The sequence below is a fragment of the Clostridium sartagoforme genome, assembly GCF_039521405.1.
In the GTDB taxonomy this organism is placed as follows: domain Bacteria; phylum Bacillota; class Clostridia; order Clostridiales; family Clostridiaceae; genus Clostridium; species Clostridium sartagoforme.
Genome location: NZ_BAAACH010000014.1, coordinates 146939 through 163492, shown reverse-complemented (window position 1 = coordinate 163492; position 16554 = coordinate 146939). Strand labels below are relative to the sequence as shown.

The 16554-nt window shown below is 27.7% G+C and carries 12 protein-coding genes; 1 reads left to right on the top strand and 11 read right to left on the bottom strand.

The window, feature by feature from the left end; translation table 11 throughout:
• Window positions 1-101: 101 nt before the first annotated feature.
• From ABDZ60_RS07025 to ssnA, 9 genes are all read right to left on the bottom strand, one after another.
• The gene (locus tag ABDZ60_RS07025; RefSeq protein WP_343777121.1) at window positions 102-1115 is read right to left on the bottom strand and encodes a sensor histidine kinase; all 1014 of its coding nucleotides are present in this window, start codon (window positions 1113-1115) and stop codon (window positions 102-104) included.
• Window positions 1112-1783, bottom strand: a complete 672-nt coding sequence (locus ABDZ60_RS07020; RefSeq protein ID WP_047001513.1) for a response regulator transcription factor — start codon at window positions 1781-1783, stop codon at window positions 1112-1114. Before ABDZ60_RS07020 ends, ABDZ60_RS07025 begins: the two co-directional genes overlap by 4 nt.
• 160 nt (window positions 1784-1943) lie before the next feature.
• Window positions 1944-3941 carry an FtsX-like permease family protein gene (locus tag ABDZ60_RS07015; RefSeq protein WP_343777119.1) on the bottom strand — a complete coding sequence of 666 codons (1998 nt, stop codon included), beginning with the start codon at window positions 3939-3941 and terminating at the stop codon, window positions 1944-1946.
• Complete coding sequence (locus tag ABDZ60_RS07010; RefSeq protein ID WP_047001321.1) at window positions 3931-4698, bottom strand: ABC transporter ATP-binding protein; 768 nt, start codon at window positions 4696-4698, stop codon at window positions 3931-3933. The genes ABDZ60_RS07015 and ABDZ60_RS07010 overlap by 11 nt, the downstream gene beginning before the upstream one ends.
• A 194-nt stretch (window positions 4699-4892) precedes the next feature.
• Window positions 4893-5864 carry a lysylphosphatidylglycerol synthase domain-containing protein gene (locus ABDZ60_RS07005; protein WP_343777116.1) on the bottom strand — a complete coding sequence of 324 codons (972 nt, stop codon included), beginning with the start codon at window positions 5862-5864 and terminating at the stop codon, window positions 4893-4895.
• A gap of 346 nt (window positions 5865-6210) precedes the next feature.
• On the bottom strand, window positions 6211-8769 hold the full coding sequence (gene xdh, locus ABDZ60_RS07000) for a selenium-dependent xanthine dehydrogenase (protein ID WP_343777114.1): 2559 nt from the start codon (window positions 8767-8769) through the stop codon (window positions 6211-6213).
• 71 nt (window positions 8770-8840) lie between these two features.
• Window positions 8841-10577 carry a hypothetical protein gene (locus ABDZ60_RS06995; protein WP_343777112.1) on the bottom strand — a complete coding sequence of 579 codons (1737 nt, stop codon included), beginning with the start codon at window positions 10575-10577 and terminating at the stop codon, window positions 8841-8843.
• 128 nt (window positions 10578-10705) lie between these two features.
• Window positions 10706-12100, bottom strand: coding sequence for a uracil-xanthine permease family protein (locus ABDZ60_RS06990; RefSeq protein ID WP_016206617.1), 1395 nt, complete (start codon window positions 12098-12100; stop codon window positions 10706-10708).
• Window positions 12101-12196: 96 nt separating this feature from the next.
• Window positions 12197-13525, bottom strand: a complete 1329-nt coding sequence (gene ssnA / locus ABDZ60_RS06985) for a putative aminohydrolase SsnA (protein WP_047001325.1) — start codon at window positions 13523-13525, stop codon at window positions 12197-12199.
• A 562-nt stretch (window positions 13526-14087) separates the two neighbouring features.
• On the opposite strand from ssnA, the gene ABDZ60_RS06980 reads away from it, so the two are divergent.
• Window positions 14088-14393 carry a hypothetical protein gene (locus tag ABDZ60_RS06980; RefSeq protein ID WP_016206615.1) on the top strand — a complete coding sequence of 102 codons (306 nt, stop codon included), beginning with the start codon at window positions 14088-14090 and terminating at the stop codon, window positions 14391-14393.
• A gap of 53 nt (window positions 14394-14446) precedes the next feature.
• Here ABDZ60_RS06980 and ABDZ60_RS06975 read toward each other — a convergent pair whose 3' ends face one another.
• Window positions 14447-15100 carry an HAD family hydrolase gene (locus ABDZ60_RS06975; RefSeq protein ID WP_016206614.1) on the bottom strand — a complete coding sequence of 218 codons (654 nt, stop codon included), beginning with the start codon at window positions 15098-15100 and terminating at the stop codon, window positions 14447-14449.
• Between the two features lie 96 nt (window positions 15101-15196).
• Window positions 15197-16477 (bottom strand): sigma-54 interaction domain-containing protein, encoded by a 1281-nt coding sequence (locus ABDZ60_RS06970; RefSeq protein ID WP_016206613.1) that lies wholly within the window; start codon window positions 16475-16477, stop codon window positions 15197-15199.
• Between the last annotated feature and the right edge of the window lie 77 nt (window positions 16478-16554).

Sequence of the window (16554 nt, the reverse complement as noted above, 5' to 3'; positions counted from 1 at the left end):
TATATTTTTAATTATATTACATATTTGTATAAAATTAAAGACTGCTAATACTTTGTCAGCAGTCTGAAAGGACAAGTTTTACTTGTCCTTTGTTAAAATAACTAATTAAATAACGTGAACTTACCTATTGGAAATACTATTTCAACTTGCGTTCCTACATTACTCTGTGATTCTAATTTAATACCTAATCCTAATTTTTCACACAAGCTTTTGCATAAATATAAGCCTATACCAGTTGACTTACCAAATATCCTGCCATTTTCTCCTGTAAATCCTTTTTCAAATACTCTATTTATATCCCTTTTATTTATTCCAATTCCATTATCTTGTATTATTAAAGAATTACTATTTGCATTAGCCTTAGTATATATTCTTATTTCTCCTTTTCCCTTTTGTGTATATTTTATTGAATTTCCTATAATTTGATTTATAATAAAACTTACCCATTTTATATCACTAAAAATCATTATATCTATTTCATTAAGCTTCAAAGCTATTTTTTTATTTATAAAATCCTTAGAGTTATTTTTTATTGCTATTTTAACAGCTTCTGATAAATTAAATTCTTTTATAATATAATCCTTACTTATATCTTCGCTTTTTGAATAGTATAGTACTTGTTCTATATATCCTTCTATCTTTTTTATCTGATAAGATATTTTAGATGAATTTTCACTTTCTCCATTTTCTAATATTAATTTAGTTGAAGCAATTGGAGTTTTTATTTCATGAACCCAAGTTTCTATGTATTCTCTATATTCTGCTTGCTTTTCCTTATAGTATTTAACATTCTCGTTCATATTTTTATTTGTTTTTTTTAAAACATCATAAACTATTTTTCCCTCTAAAAATTCAGGCTCTTCAATTACTTCTGGGAGTAAGTACTTTTTATCTAAATTTTCTAATACAGAAATCATATTTTTATAAAAGCTGTTTTGCTTAAAATATTCAGCAAAAATATTTATAAATAACGGTAATATCCATGTTGAAAATATTAGTACAACAAACCAGTTATTTACACCCGCAATAATTAATGTAATTGCTACAATAATAAATAAGAAAATATTTATTATTATTCTAACTTTTCTATCTTTAATATATTCTAATATATTCATGGCATTATATATCCTAATCCTCTTCTAGTTTCTATAATATTACTTAATCCTATTTCTTCAATCTTCTTTCTTAATCTAGTTACATTTACTGATAGGGTATTATCATCCAAAAATAAGTCTGATTGCCATAATGCATCCATTAATGTATCCCTTGAAACAATTTTACCTCTATTTTTTATTAAATATGCTAAAATCCTAAGTTCATTTTTTGTTAATTCTATATTATTAGAGTTATATGATATACTTCCATTTGCAAGATTTAATTTTAAATCCCCATAATTCATTATTTCTTCATTACTATTTTTACCATAACTTCTCTTTAATATTGCAGACACTCTAGCAATTAGTATTTCAGTATTATATGGCTTTGTAATAAAGTCATCTGCCCCCAAATTCATACTCATAAGCTCATCAACTTGGCTATCTCTACTTGTAACTACTATTATAGGAACATCTGATTTTTTTCTTACTTCTCTACATATATAATACCCATCATAAAGAGGAAGATTTATATCAAGTAAAATTAAATTTGCATTACTTTTATTAATATATTCAATTATATTTTCAAATGAATCTGGGGCTTCAACTTCATATCCATATCGTTCCAAATATGTCTTAAGCTCCACTCTTATAAACTCTGAATCTTCAACTATAACAATCTTATACATTTTTCACCTCTATAATAAATTTTATTATTACATAATTTATTAATATATTTATTATATACCAAAACTTACTATTTATAATATAATCTTAAATTATTTCCTCCTATAATTTATATACTATACAATATCAAAAAATAGCAACCTTGTTAGGCTGCTATTTTTCCTATTTAACTATATTTTTGCATCCAGTGTATGTCGCATAAAAATATCCTGCATAAACTGCTACTAAGGTAAATAAAGTAACAAATGATGATGCCCCTATACTTGGCTTGTTAAATAATATTATAAAATCATTTATAACTCTAATTCCTACTATTGAATGTACTATGGCTAAAATAAGAGGAATCATAAAGTATATTAAAGTTTGTTTAAATATAGTTTTATTTATCATCTTTTTAGATGCTCCAATTCGCTTAAGTGAACTATATCTTTCCTTACTATCTGCAGCCTCTGATAATTGCTGTAGTGATAGTATTGCAGCACTAGAAATTAAAAATACTATGCCCAAATATATTGTTATAAATAATATTATGGTTGTCATACTTCTATTGCCAGTATAAATTTGATTTCTTGTATAACCTAATATGAAGTCAGTATAATCGTCGCTTGTATAATTTTCACTCATAAAACTCTTAAATAAGTCAACATATTTTTCTTCATACTTATCTTCTGGATAATTAACATTTAAAATTGACCTTGAAGGGATTAATTCTCCGCTAAAATCATCTGGAACTATAACAGTAAACATATTTCCTGATACTTGGTCAGTATAAAAAGATTCTACTATTAATTCTGAATTTGCTATTTTATATTCTTTATTACTTAAAGTTATAGTTTCTTCATTTTTAACAAACTTATTGATTTCTTTAATTTTATCTGCAAACATTGAAGAAATTAAAACTTCATCTTTGTTTAAATATACTTCTTTTTCACCTTTAAGATTTAAAATATTATTATATTCTGATAACTTTATAAATTCAATTTTATTGTCTCCAAAGGTTTTTACATCTTCTGATTTCTTCATATAATCCTTAAGAATATCCTTTAATTTCTCGTTTGAATTATATTCGGTATATATTATATATCTTTCATCTTCATTAAATTTTAAATTTAATTTATTAAGATTTTCTTCTATATTTTTTGCATTAGAACTTTCATCCAAATACATAATTGCTGATGCCGAAAATGGCGTTGAATCTTTCAAACTACTTTCTAAAGCATTCTTAAAACTAAGACCTGTTGAAAGTGTTGTTATTGTTAAAAATAGCATTAATGAAATTACTGTCATAGATAAAAAATTAGTATTAATCTTACTGCTTATTTGTCTTAACACAAATATATTAAGCTTTTTAAAATAAATCTTCTTGTTTTTTTGAACTATATAAATACTAAAGCCACCTAAACTTATAAAAAATAGCAATGTTCCTATTATTCCTAATATCAAAGAAAAAACAAACTTACTATCTTCTGGATTTAATCCAGCCTTAATAACTAAGTAATATGCTCCTGATAAAATCATTATTGATATTATAAATATTATAATATTTATAATTGGATTTTTAAGTTTTATCTTTTCACTTTTCCTTGAAGCTATTAACATATCAATTAATTTGTATTTTGATACTACAATAGTATTAAAAATCATAACTAATAAAAACATTATTCCAAAATATATAGTACTTTTTATGATTCCTTTGAATGATACTATAAATTTATATTCTCCCATTCCAACGTCAAATAATTTAGCTGTAAATACTGACAATCCTTGTGAAAAAATCATTCCTAAAATAATTCCGGCTATTAATGACATTACTCCAATTATTAAAGTTTCAAAAAGTAATATTTTTGATATTTTATTCTTTCCCATTCCTAGTGTCATATAAATTCCAAGTTCTTTTTTACGTTTTTTAATTAAAAAGTTATTTGCATATATAATTAAGCTTCCAAGAATAAAAGATACAAATATTGAAACTATTCCTATAGCTTTACTTAAAACGCTTATTATATCGGATTCACTACTATTTACCTCAAAAACTACTTTTTGTGATTCTATAGAATTAAAGCTATAAAATATACAAACTGCAAATGTTAGTGTTAAAAAATATATTGCATAGTCTTTTATGCTCTTTTTTACATTGTTAAATGCTATTTTAGAATACATCGCCTGCATCACCTCCTAAAAGAGTAACTACTTCAATAATTCTATTGAAAAATTCTTTTCTAGAATCTCCTCCTCTTATAAGTTCATTAAATATCTTTCCATCTTTAATGAATAAAATTCTATGGGCATAACTTGCAGTAAAAGCATCATGGGTAACCATTAGTATCGTTGCTTCTAAATCCTTATTAAGAGTTTCAAATGAATCTAAAAGTAATCTTGAAGACTTTGAATCTAAAGCTCCTGTTGGTTCATCAGCTAATATCAATGATGGGTTGGTTACAATGGCTCTTGCTGATGCAACTCTTTGTTTTTGGCCTCCTGACATTTGATATGGATACTTTTTTAATACATCTGTAATCCCAAGATTCATTGATACCTTTTTTATAAATTCATCAATTTTATTATGACCTTTTCCTTGAATAGTTAATGCTAATGCTATATTTTCATAAGCAGTTAATGTATCTAAAAGATTAAAATCTTGAAATATAAAACCTAACTCGTCTCTTCTAAACTTCTCTAACTGTTTTGATTTTAATTTTGTAATATCCTTATCATTTATAATAATATTTCCTGTAGTTACTGTATCTATTGTTGAAATACAATTAAGAAGTGTTGTTTTCCCACTACCTGATGGCCCCATTATCCCAACAAATTCTCCTTTTTCTACTTTAAAACTTATATTATCTATTGCCTTAGTTACATTTTCTTTATTTCCATAGTATTTTTCAATTTTTTCTACATTTAATATGCTTTTCATTTTTCCCTCCATACAACTAATTATATTAATGTTTAAACATTTATAAATTTTCTTTGCAACTATAGTTTATCTTAGTATTTATTAATTACATATTTATATAACTTTCATTAACCTTTCATTTTTGTAATATAACTATAAATTCTAGATTATTTATAAATATATATTTAAAATAAAAAAACTCCCGTGGGAGTTTTTTAAGCAAATTTATTTTTAATTAATTTTTTTATACCTAATTTTAGGATAGTAATATAATCTTTATTTAATTTTCTTTTTAGTTCATACATTAATAAAATTATTCCAACAGATAATGGTATTATATAATAACTTATACGATATAATACTAAAGCTAACACAGCTTCCTCTTTATTTATACCTAGAGCACTGACTCCTAATATAAATGATAAATCAAACCCACCTATACCTCCTGGCATCATACTTATAATACCTATAGCAGAAGATACAACATATATCGGAAATATCTTGGCTAATGTTAATCCAATTCCTAATAATCTAAGAATACTAAATAACAACAAAGCCATTGCTATCCATTCTGAAGTAGAAATTATCATTATTTTTATAGTTTTCATAGCTTTTTTACGATTTTTTTCTCTTCTATATCTGAATAAATTATATATGAGAATAACTGGAGTATAAAGTGCTGACAATAATATACCTAGCTTTACCAACTCTATATTTTTCAAACTCGGTATATCCAAGATAGAATAAACTAAACATATAATAGAAAATCCAGTAAAATTCAATAATACTACCTTTGAAACTTCTTTTACTAAAGATGCCTTGTCCTTAATATATGGTGAATAAAGATAACTTTTAATTGCTATTGCTGCTGTACCACCAAATCCTACTATACTTGAAATAGAACTTGCAATCCATGAAGACTTATAAAGACTTCTGTTATCTAATGAAATCTTACATGTATCTTTTATTATAAAATCATACAAAGACAATGGTAAGTAAGAAATAAGTCCTAATATTGTAATAATAATTAATCTTACAAAGGAAAGCTTGTCTCTATATAAATAAAATGTATGTATATCAAAATCTGAAAATAACTTTCTAAACTGAATAAGTATTATTGTAAATATTACAAATATAAGAATCATTTTTAACCATACTTTTAGTTTACTTTCTACCTTAATTAACATATAAACTTTCTCCCTACAATATATAAATTATATATCTAATCTTTATTAGTATATCTTAATATCATAATAAATTCAAAATATTTATTTATCAAATTAAGGCATTTTGAATTTTTATAAATTAAATCTTTCTTCGTTATATCCTGCAAATAATACTAATGCTACAACAGTTAAAACATCTTTGATTTTTTTCAAAATAATCATCTCCTTGTTTTATCATCTTTTTCATATTGTAACATCAACTTCTTTTGGTACATATTTATTTGCATTACTTTAACATTTCATTTTTGTAATATAATAAGCTGACTTTTGTATTAACCAAAAGTCAGCCATATATTTCACTTATAAATTATTTTTTAGACTTTCTATAATAAGTATTTTCAAGTGGTAATTTAGTTCTAAATTCTCCATCTAACTTGTAATAAGCTCCTTGCATTGCTGGTGCCTCTGGGACAACTACAATTTCTCCAACACCCTTTGCTCCATAGACTAAATTAGCCTTATTCTTTTCAACTAATATTGGTTTTATTTCTGGTATTCCAGTTGATCTGAATAATCCTAAAGTACCAAATTTGGCTAAAGGAACTCCATTTTTAAGTGGATAGTCTTCTGTTAGTGCATATCCTAGCCCCATAACTACTCCACCTTCTATTTGCCCTTCTACAGCCACAGGATTTACTGCTCTTCCTATGTCATGGGCCGCAACTACCTTTATTACCTTTCCATTATCATCTAAAACTACTACTTGAGTTGCATATCCATAAGCTACATGACTTACTGGATTAGGTTTTGTACTTCCCATAGGATCTGTTTGAGGACAATATTCAGCATAATATTCTTCACTCTCAAGATCATTTAGTGATTTATTTACCAATGCTTCCTTCAATTGAAGAGCTGCAAGTCTTGCTGCTTCACCTGTAAGTACAGTTTGCCTTGAAGCTGTTGTTGTTCCTGAATTAGGAGTTGTAAAGGTATCTGGACTATCTACTAAAACTTTGTCTGGATCCAATCCAGTAGTTTCACATACAATTTGTGTTGCCACAGTTCCTATTCCTTGACCTATACAAGCAGCTGATGTTCTTATAATAACCTTACTATCTTTAACGACTATTTTACATCTACCTGTATCTGGTATTCCAACACCTAGTCCAGCATTTTTAAACGCACAAGCTATTCCAACATTCTTATTATTTTCAAATTCATCTTTTACCGCCTCTAAAGTTTCAACTAATGCAGTTCCTTCATCTGCGATTTGCCCATTAGGTAAAACTTGTCCTGGCCTAATTGCATTTCTATATCTAAATTCCCATGGAGAAATTCCAACAAGCTCTGCAAGTTTATTTATATTACATTCATTTGCAAATGCTGATTGAGTAACTCCAAAGCCCCTAAAAGCTCCTGCTGGTGGATTATTTGTATATACTGCTGTTCCTTCGATATCTACATTTTGATAGTTGTAAGGTCCAGCTGCATGTGTACAAGCTCTTTGAAGTACCGGACCTCCTAACGATGCATATGCTCCTGTATCTGAAATTATCCTTGCTTTCATTCCTGTTAAAATTCCATTTTCATCACAAGCTGTTGTAAATTCCATTTCCATAGCATGCCTTTTGGGATGAATAATTAAACTTTCTTTTCTGCTTAATGTAACTTTAACTGGTTTCTTTGTATAATAAGTTAAAAGTGCTGCATGATGTTGAACACTCATATCTTCCTTTCCACCAAATCCTCCCCCTACAAGCATACTTTTAATTCTTAATTTACTTGGATCTAAATCCAAAAGTTTTCCTACCTCTCGAAGTTCATCATAAATACCTTGGCCACCTGTGTAAACTGTTAAAATGCCATCTTCATAATTAGCTACTGCACATTCCGGCTCTAAAAATGCGTGTTCTGTTGGTGGAGTGCTATATTTTTCTGTTACAACATATTTAGAATTTTTTATAGCTTCCTCTGCATCTCCTCTTTTTAAGTACTGTTTACTTAATATATTTCCACTTGAATGAACTTTAGGTGCACCTTCTTTCAATCCCATTTCAGGATTTGTTACCGGTGGAAGTTCTTCATAATCTACTTCTATAAGACTTAATGCCTCTTTTAATATTTTTTTACTTTTTGCTGCTACTAAAGCTACTGAATCTCCTAAATATCTTGTTTCTTCTCCAACATCTATCATTGCTGGCCAATCTTGGACTAAATGTCCAATAAATCTATCTCCTGGTATATCTTTTGCTGTTAAAACAGCATAAACACCATCTAAAGCCTTTGCCTTTGATGTATCTATATTTTTAACTAAAGCTCTTGGATACTTTGATCTTAACGCTGAACCATAAAGCATCCCGTCAAAATATAAATCGTCTGCATATTTACCAATTCCAAGAGTTTTTACTTCAGCATCAATTCTAGGTAAATTTTCTCCAACTAATCCCTTACAATATACTTTAGGTACCTCTTCATTATTTCTTAAAAGCTCTGCAACTAACTTAATAGCTTCTATAATTTTTACATAGCCTGTACATCTACATATATTACCTTTAAGAGCATTTTTTATTTCTTCTTCTGTTGGGTCTAAATTTTTATCTAATAATCCTTTTGCACTTATAACCATTCCTGGAATACAAAATCCACATTGAACTGCTCCACATTTACCAAATGCATAAGCAAAAGCGTCTCTTTCTCTCTCACTAATTCCTTCAACTGTAATTACTTCTTTATTTTCAAGTCTACTTATCTTTTGAATACATGCTCTTTGTGCTACACCATTGACTAAAACCATACAAGCACCACAAGCACCTTCTGCACAACCATTTTTTACAGATGTTAATTGCTCTACATCTCTTAAATAATCAATTAAACTTATATCTTCATCTACTGATAAATCTTTACCATTGAGCTTAAAATTATACATTTAACTTGCTCCTCCTAATTATCAAACTAATACATGATGTTATATCAATAAACTTTCTTTTAAACATCTTATTATACGTACTTATTTAATTCTTCTTCACTTAAACAATCTATTTTATCAACATAATAAGAATAATCTTTCAATATTGTTTCTACTGTAACTTCTAATTTACTCTTAATTTCTTTTGAATTAACTACATATACATATTCTTTTCCAGCTTCTCTTAACAAGAATTTATCTTCGCTTATCCTTAATAATCCAGTATTCTTAGAATCAGTATATTCTTCTAGATTTCTAAAAATAGTTGTTTTCTTAAGATATGGGAAGCCTCCCTTTGGACAGAACATATGACAGTTACCACATTCATTACACATATTTTCAACATGAAGAATTTGATAATTGGCTGAAAGTCCTTCAACAGCCACTCTCATATTTGCTCTATTCGGACATACATCAACGCATATTCCACAGCTCTTTAAGCAATCAAAAGTTTCCAGCTTATCTTCTAATACTCTCCCATTACCTTTATTTTTATAATGAGCATCAGTCTTTGCTTTTTCTCCTAAAATATTTAAAGCTTCAAGGTTTAAGCATTTTGGTGCTTGTCCTAACTTTTTCATTTCGTTTAATACTGCACTGTTATTTATATATCCCTTTGGTTGTAAATATAATGTAGCTATAGTGATTGGAGCTATCCCAGCATTAAATACATCTAATACATTGTTTTTATCTATTCCGCCTGACATAGACATAGGTATATTATTAAATTCTTTTGCAATCTTCTTGGCTACATTTATTGCTATTGGATATAATGGCTTTCCAGACATATACATAGCTTCACCAGGCATAACTCCTCTTGTATTAACTACAGGCAATGTATTTGTAAGCTTAACTCCGAAATTTACATCATTTTCCTTTGCCGTATCTAATAGCTTAGCTATAATTTCTTTAGCTGTTTCAAATTGTAAGTCGTGATCAAAGTCTTCTCTCTTTAATTCAATGTCATTGTAGCCTAAGTTGTCTAAGATTTCTCTTACTGCATCATATCCTAATAATGTAGAGTTACATTTTAATAGCATGTTTATCTTTTTATTTACTATTAAGTGAGTTGCTATATCTAAAATTTCACTTGCTTTACATCCATGCATTGTAGATAGTGTAATTATATTTGTAATCTTTGAAGTAATATTATCTATATCTTCTAATTTAAATCTCTTGAATTTATTAATATTCTTCTTTAATACATCAATGCACTCCTTAAAGATTACTGTATCTTTTGAGTCTTTAAGGTTATCTATAAAGTCAGAAATTTTCTTTGATTGAATTCCTTTAAGATCATATCCTACACTTATATTAAGAATAAAATCTTTTACATCTGATAATCCAAGTTCAATACCTATAACTTGCATTAATACAGAGGCTTTCACATATTCTTCTGCGGCTTCTTCAACAGTTAATTCTGTTGACCATTCAACATTATAACCTACATTTTTAGCATCTATACATGGTCTTGGAATCATTGCCTGCATGTCTTTTCCATCTATTATTTGAACCGTCTTAGGTTCAAAATATCTGCATCCTGTTAAATAACCAGCTAAAAAGTTTTGTGTTAATTGTGTATGAGGACCAGCTGCTGGACCTACTGGGAATCTTAAGTATTCATTGCAAAAATTCATTTCGATACTATTATCAATGTCTCTATAAAAATCTTTTTCTTCTATCCCAAATATTTTGCCTTTTGTATAATAATCTTCAAGAGTTAAATCAAGAATCCTTTGAAAAGACATTGGTTTCATTATATCACTCATGGTTATACCACCTTTCTTCAAGTAAATTTTATATGAAATAATAGTGCTATATGTCTTTACTATATAGCACTATATTATTTAGCAATTTTCATACCAAAATAACAGCATGAAATACTTCATCTAATATTTTAGCTCTCTAAAGCACTTACAGAAGCTTCTTCTATCTTCTTAGGTTTAAATATTAGACATGCAATAACACTAACAATACATACTGCTGCCACTGGCTCCTGGAATATATATTGCATTACTACTGGAAACTTTGCTTTTATTTCTGCTGGTAGATTCCCAACACCATATCCAAGACCAAAAGTTACACCAACAATTAAATTATTTATATCATTAAAGCCAGCAGAGGCGATCATTTTTATACCATTTAAAAGAATCATAGCGAATACAGTAACAACAGCACCACCTAAAACGCTGTTAGGCATAGCTGAAAAAATAGCTCCTATTTTAGGAAAGAAACCTGCTAACACTAAAACAGCTGCTCCTGTAGCTATACAAAAACGATTTACAACTCCAGTCATAGCTACAATACCTGCATTTTGTCCAAATGCAGTATTAGGTAGAGTATTAAATATTGCTGCAACCTGTGATCCTACTGCATCTGCCAAGATTGCACCTGAAGTTTCTTCACCTGTAGCATCCCTATTAAATGCCGCAATTGTTATACCACTTGTATTACCTATTGTCTCAAGTCCAGATACAACATATACAGCGAAAAAGGCCATTATTACATCCATTCTGAATGCAAGCTTAAAATGGAATGGAGTTGGTACACTTGCCCAGCTCGCATTTGCAATTGTATCGAAATTCACCATGCCCATAAATAAAGCTAAAGTATATCCTGCCACCAATCCTACTAATATTGATGATGCTTTCCATAGTCCTTTCGCAAATCTATTAATTAAAAGTATTGTTAATAATACAGTAAAACCTAAAACAAGATTTCTTGGATCAAAATCATTTGCTGTCTTAGGTGATCCTACAAAATAGTTTGCTCCTGTCCCTAAAAGCTTTATACCTATTGTAACCAAAACAGAACCTACTACTAATGGTGGAAAGAACTTCTTCAAAGGTTTTATAAAGATTCCCATTATATCTTCCACAAATCCCCCAAGCAATGTACCACCAAGAATAATCCCCATGGCTATTTCTGGTGATATTCCTTCTCCATGCAATTTTTCACTAATTGCCTGCATAGTTGGTACAAAGGCAAAAGATGTACCCATAACTATAGGAAGCTTTGAACCTATTTGAAACTTGCCAATTTTAAATGGATATAACTGTAGAAATGTAATAAGACCCGATACAAGCATTGCACTTTGTATCATTATAATACGATCTGATGCACTTGTTCCAAGAATGCCTGTAAGTACAAATATTGGAGCTAAATTACCTGTGAACATAGCTAATACATGCTGAATACCTAGTGGCAGTGCCTTACTTAAAGGTGGTCTACCATCCAACTGATAAATTAATTCACTACTATTATTTACTTCCCTTTTATTATTTTTCCCCATAATAATACCTCCCATTTTTATATTAATATATTTAATTATTGCATGTTGAGTCTATACTAAATTGTTATTTATTAAGCGGAACATAATCAATACCCATCACATTTTTTCCCATAGCTTTTGTGCAAGTTCCCTTGATTTTCTAAATATTTTTTCTTCGTCTATATTAAGCATTTCTCTATCTTTCATAATAATTTTCCCATTAATTATAGTTGTTATAACAGATCTTCCAGTAAACCCAAATAACATATGACCATGGAGGTTATTGGCATTCATTGGAGTTATAGGATTGTAATCTAAAACAATTATATCTGCATAGGCTCCCTCTTTTAATACTCCAACTTCCCTATTAAAGTACTTATCAGCTATAATCTTATTATTTTCAAATAGTAATTTAAAGGTTTCATTAAATGCTACACCAGGATGACATCTATTATGTCTTTGTATTATAGGAAATACTTTCATAGACTCAAACATATCACTTGTATATCCGTCAGTTCCCATACCAACTGTTACACCCTTATTTAACATTTCTAAAACTGGAGAACACCCAACAGCATTACCCATATTAGATTCTGGATTATTTATGACATTTGTATTTGTACTCTTTAATAAACCCATTTCATTATCATTTATATGAATACAATGAACAGCTAAGGTCTTATCTCCTAATATGTTATAATCATTTAATCTTTCTATTACCCTCTTTCCAGAAACTTTTAATGTATCATGTAAATCTGCTATTCCTTCTGCTGCATGCACATGATAACCTGTATTTAAACCTTCCATCTCTTTAGCACATTTTTCTAGAGTCTTATTGCTTAATGTAAAGGATGCATGAAGTCCAAATAAACCTTTTATCATATCACTGTCATCTTTATTAGCATATTTAATAAAGTTTACGTTTTCATAAATCCCTTCATTTGTTATATCTACTCCATCCCTATCAGAAACTTCGTAACATAAAGTTGTCCTCATCCCCAACTCTTTAGCCACATCTCCAATTGTAAATAAACTATCTGTAATACTATAAGGACTAGCATGGTGATCAAATACAGTTGTTACTCCATTTTTTATACAATCAATATAAGTTGTATACGCACTATATTTTGTGTCCTCTAAAGTTAACTTTTTGTCCATTTTCCACCAAAGTCTCTCTAATATTTCAACGAAATTATTAGAAGGTGCTTCTTTGTTATCCATTCCTCTTGCAAAAGCACTATAAATATGATGATGATTATTAATTATTCCAGGCATTATTACCTTACCTTTAGCATCAACAAATTCATAATTATTGTATTTTGACTTTAAGGCATTATAATCTCCAACTTCCACTATAATATTATCTTTAATAACTATAGCTCCATTATTTATAATTGGATTATTATTATCCTGGGTTATAACTATTCCATTACCTACTAAAATCATTTATCTTCCCTCCAGTATAATATTATCAATAATATTTAAAGCATTATTCATGCCAATTCCCATGATTTGTTGTTAATTATTTATTTAAATTAATAATTAACAACTTGTTTAGCTCACAGTGAACAAATCACAGTTCGCAATTTCATTTTTATAAAAAATAAGTATTATGAAACAGCGAAACAAGTATAATAAAGATTTGATTATATTTTTTTGTACAAAGCTTGAAATTTAAATAATTTCAAATACTTTTATTTAAAAATACATTAATAACTTTATTACTTAATTATTTATTTTAATTTTTTAAACCTAAACTATATTACTTGTTATCTTTTATCCAATATAATTGCTAGGCCTACTTTGTTATCATTTTAGTAATTATATTTATCATTTTAATAATCAAAGATGAATCTCAAAATATCTTTCACTTTCCATGTATATAAAAGTAACCTATGAAATATATCCTTTGTATCTATATTTCATAAGCTATTTAATTATTGTAATATTTACATATATATCCATATAATAGTATAATTATAATAACTATCTTATTTGGAGGTAATTTATGAAAGCATGTCCGTACTGTGATAATAAATTTCTTAAAATCGATATAATATTTAATAAATCTTATACTATTAAATGTCCAAGTTGTAATAAGATGCTTTCCCAAACTAAAAACTTTAATAATATAAACCATATTTTAAGTATTTTGCCTGTATTATTATATATATTCTTATCTAATCAAATAAATTGTTATTTGATTAAGATTACTAATAATCCTAAGTTATCAACTGTTTTCTTTGCATTTATATCAGGATTATGGGCATATTATATTAATGGTTTATCTCCATTATGGTCAAAATATAAGTGATAGCTATTGATCTTTAATAACTATCACTTATATAATAAGCTTTTATTCCTTTTTTATAATATTATATTTCTTAGTTCGTCAACACTTGATAAATAATAATTTGAATTTTCTTTCATAAAATCAATTATTTCTGGTATAATATGAGACCAACCAGCACTAGCAAAATCTACATTACAAGTTCTTGCCATATCAAGTCCAGGCTTTAAATCATCTACTACTAATATATCTTCTTTATTTAAGTTAAATGTTTTCATAGCTTCTCTAATTGGGTAAGGGTTCGGTTTTCTCTTATAATCTTCAAGATCCCACCCAAATATTTTATCTGGTAAAATACCACAATTAATCTTATAATCTCTTTGAATTTGTTCACTTTCAGAGTGAGAGGCAACACAAATTACTCCTCCTAAATTTTTAAACTCTTTTATTAATTCTGGAAAACCAGGATAAAAATCTGGAATTTTTGACTTTGTATAGCTACTCCATATTTTATATTGATATGCCTGTTCTTCTTTGTTAAATTTCAATATATCCTTGCATAATTCTGAAAAACCAGGATTAAAACAACTTGAGATAAATTCTTCAAGAGTAATTATTTTTGTATTTGGTCTTAATATTTTAAGTGCCTCTACAAATGATGGATAATGTATGTTAGGTGTACTTATAGTAACTGTATCATCATGGTCCAAAATTAAGCATTTATATTTCATAATTACAGCCTTTCTTAATATCCTTTATTTTTTGTAATATAAACAACTTTTTATTACTATTTTATATAAACTCTACATTTTTGCATTAAAATAAACTTAACTTTTTCTATATAAAGTGGCTAGACCTATTCCAAGTTTTTTAGCAGCTTTAGATTTTCCCTTAGTATCATGTCCATACTTCTCTAATGCATAATTTATATATCTTTTTTCTAATTCTTCTAATGTTATAAAATCTCCATTGATAATATCATCTAAATCTTTCTCATCATGACTATCATAATAACTTGTTATATATTCTGGAAGGATACTACATGTTATTATATTATCTTCATCTACTAAATTTATCATCAACTCTACAGCATTTTGTAATTCTCTTATATTTCCTTCCCATGGATAATTTTCTAACTTTTTTATTACTTCATCCTCTATATTAATTTTTTCTAAATTGTAGCTTGAACAATATTTCTCTATAAAGCTTAATACCAATTGCTTTATATCCTCTTTTCTCTCTGAAAGATTAGGAATTTCTATAGGTATTACATTTATCCTATAATATAAATCTTCTCTAAATTTTTTTTCTTTTATCATTTCTTTTATATCTTTATTAGTTGCCGCAATTACTCTTATATCTAAATTTATCATTTTATTAGATCCTATCTTAGCAAACTTTTTTTCTTGCAGAACTCTAAGCAATTTTACTTGAAGTGAAAGTGGCATATCTCCTATTTCATCTAAAAATATTATTCCTCCATTTGCAAGTTCGAACTTTCCCATTCTACCATTATTACTAGCTCCACTAAAAGCACCTTTTGCATATCCAAACAACTCACTTTCAAGTAGAGCTTCAGGAATTGCTGCACAATTTATTGCTATAAAAGGTTTGTTTCTTCTATTACTTTGAGAATGTATAGCTCTAGCTATTACTTCTTTACCAGTACCACTTTCTCCTGTTATAAGAACTGAGGATGTGGAATTGGCTATCTTTAAAATTTTCTTTTTAATATTTCTCATTGATTCAGATTCACCAATTATAGATTCTAATTTTATTTCTCCCCAAACATTATTTGCAGTTATATTACATTTATCTTTTTTACAAATCTTATTTAATATGATAATACTTTTATAATTATATGAATAAGAGTCTGTTTCTAATAATTCACCTATTCCATCATAATCAGTATCCTTAACCCTTATCGAAATATTATATTTTTCAAAATCATGCTTTATAAATACCTCTATTTCTTCTAACTCAATGCTTTGAATATTCAAGGATTTTCTTACATAATTATTAGCATAAATTACTTTATTATTAGAATTTAAAATTATAATTCCATCACTTATTTTATTAGCTATGTCCTTAATAAACTTTTCTTCCATTCTATTATCACCTTTTGTACTATATTATTAACTTTTAAACTCTCTCATAATATTATGTTAACATTTTTTCCTTGACC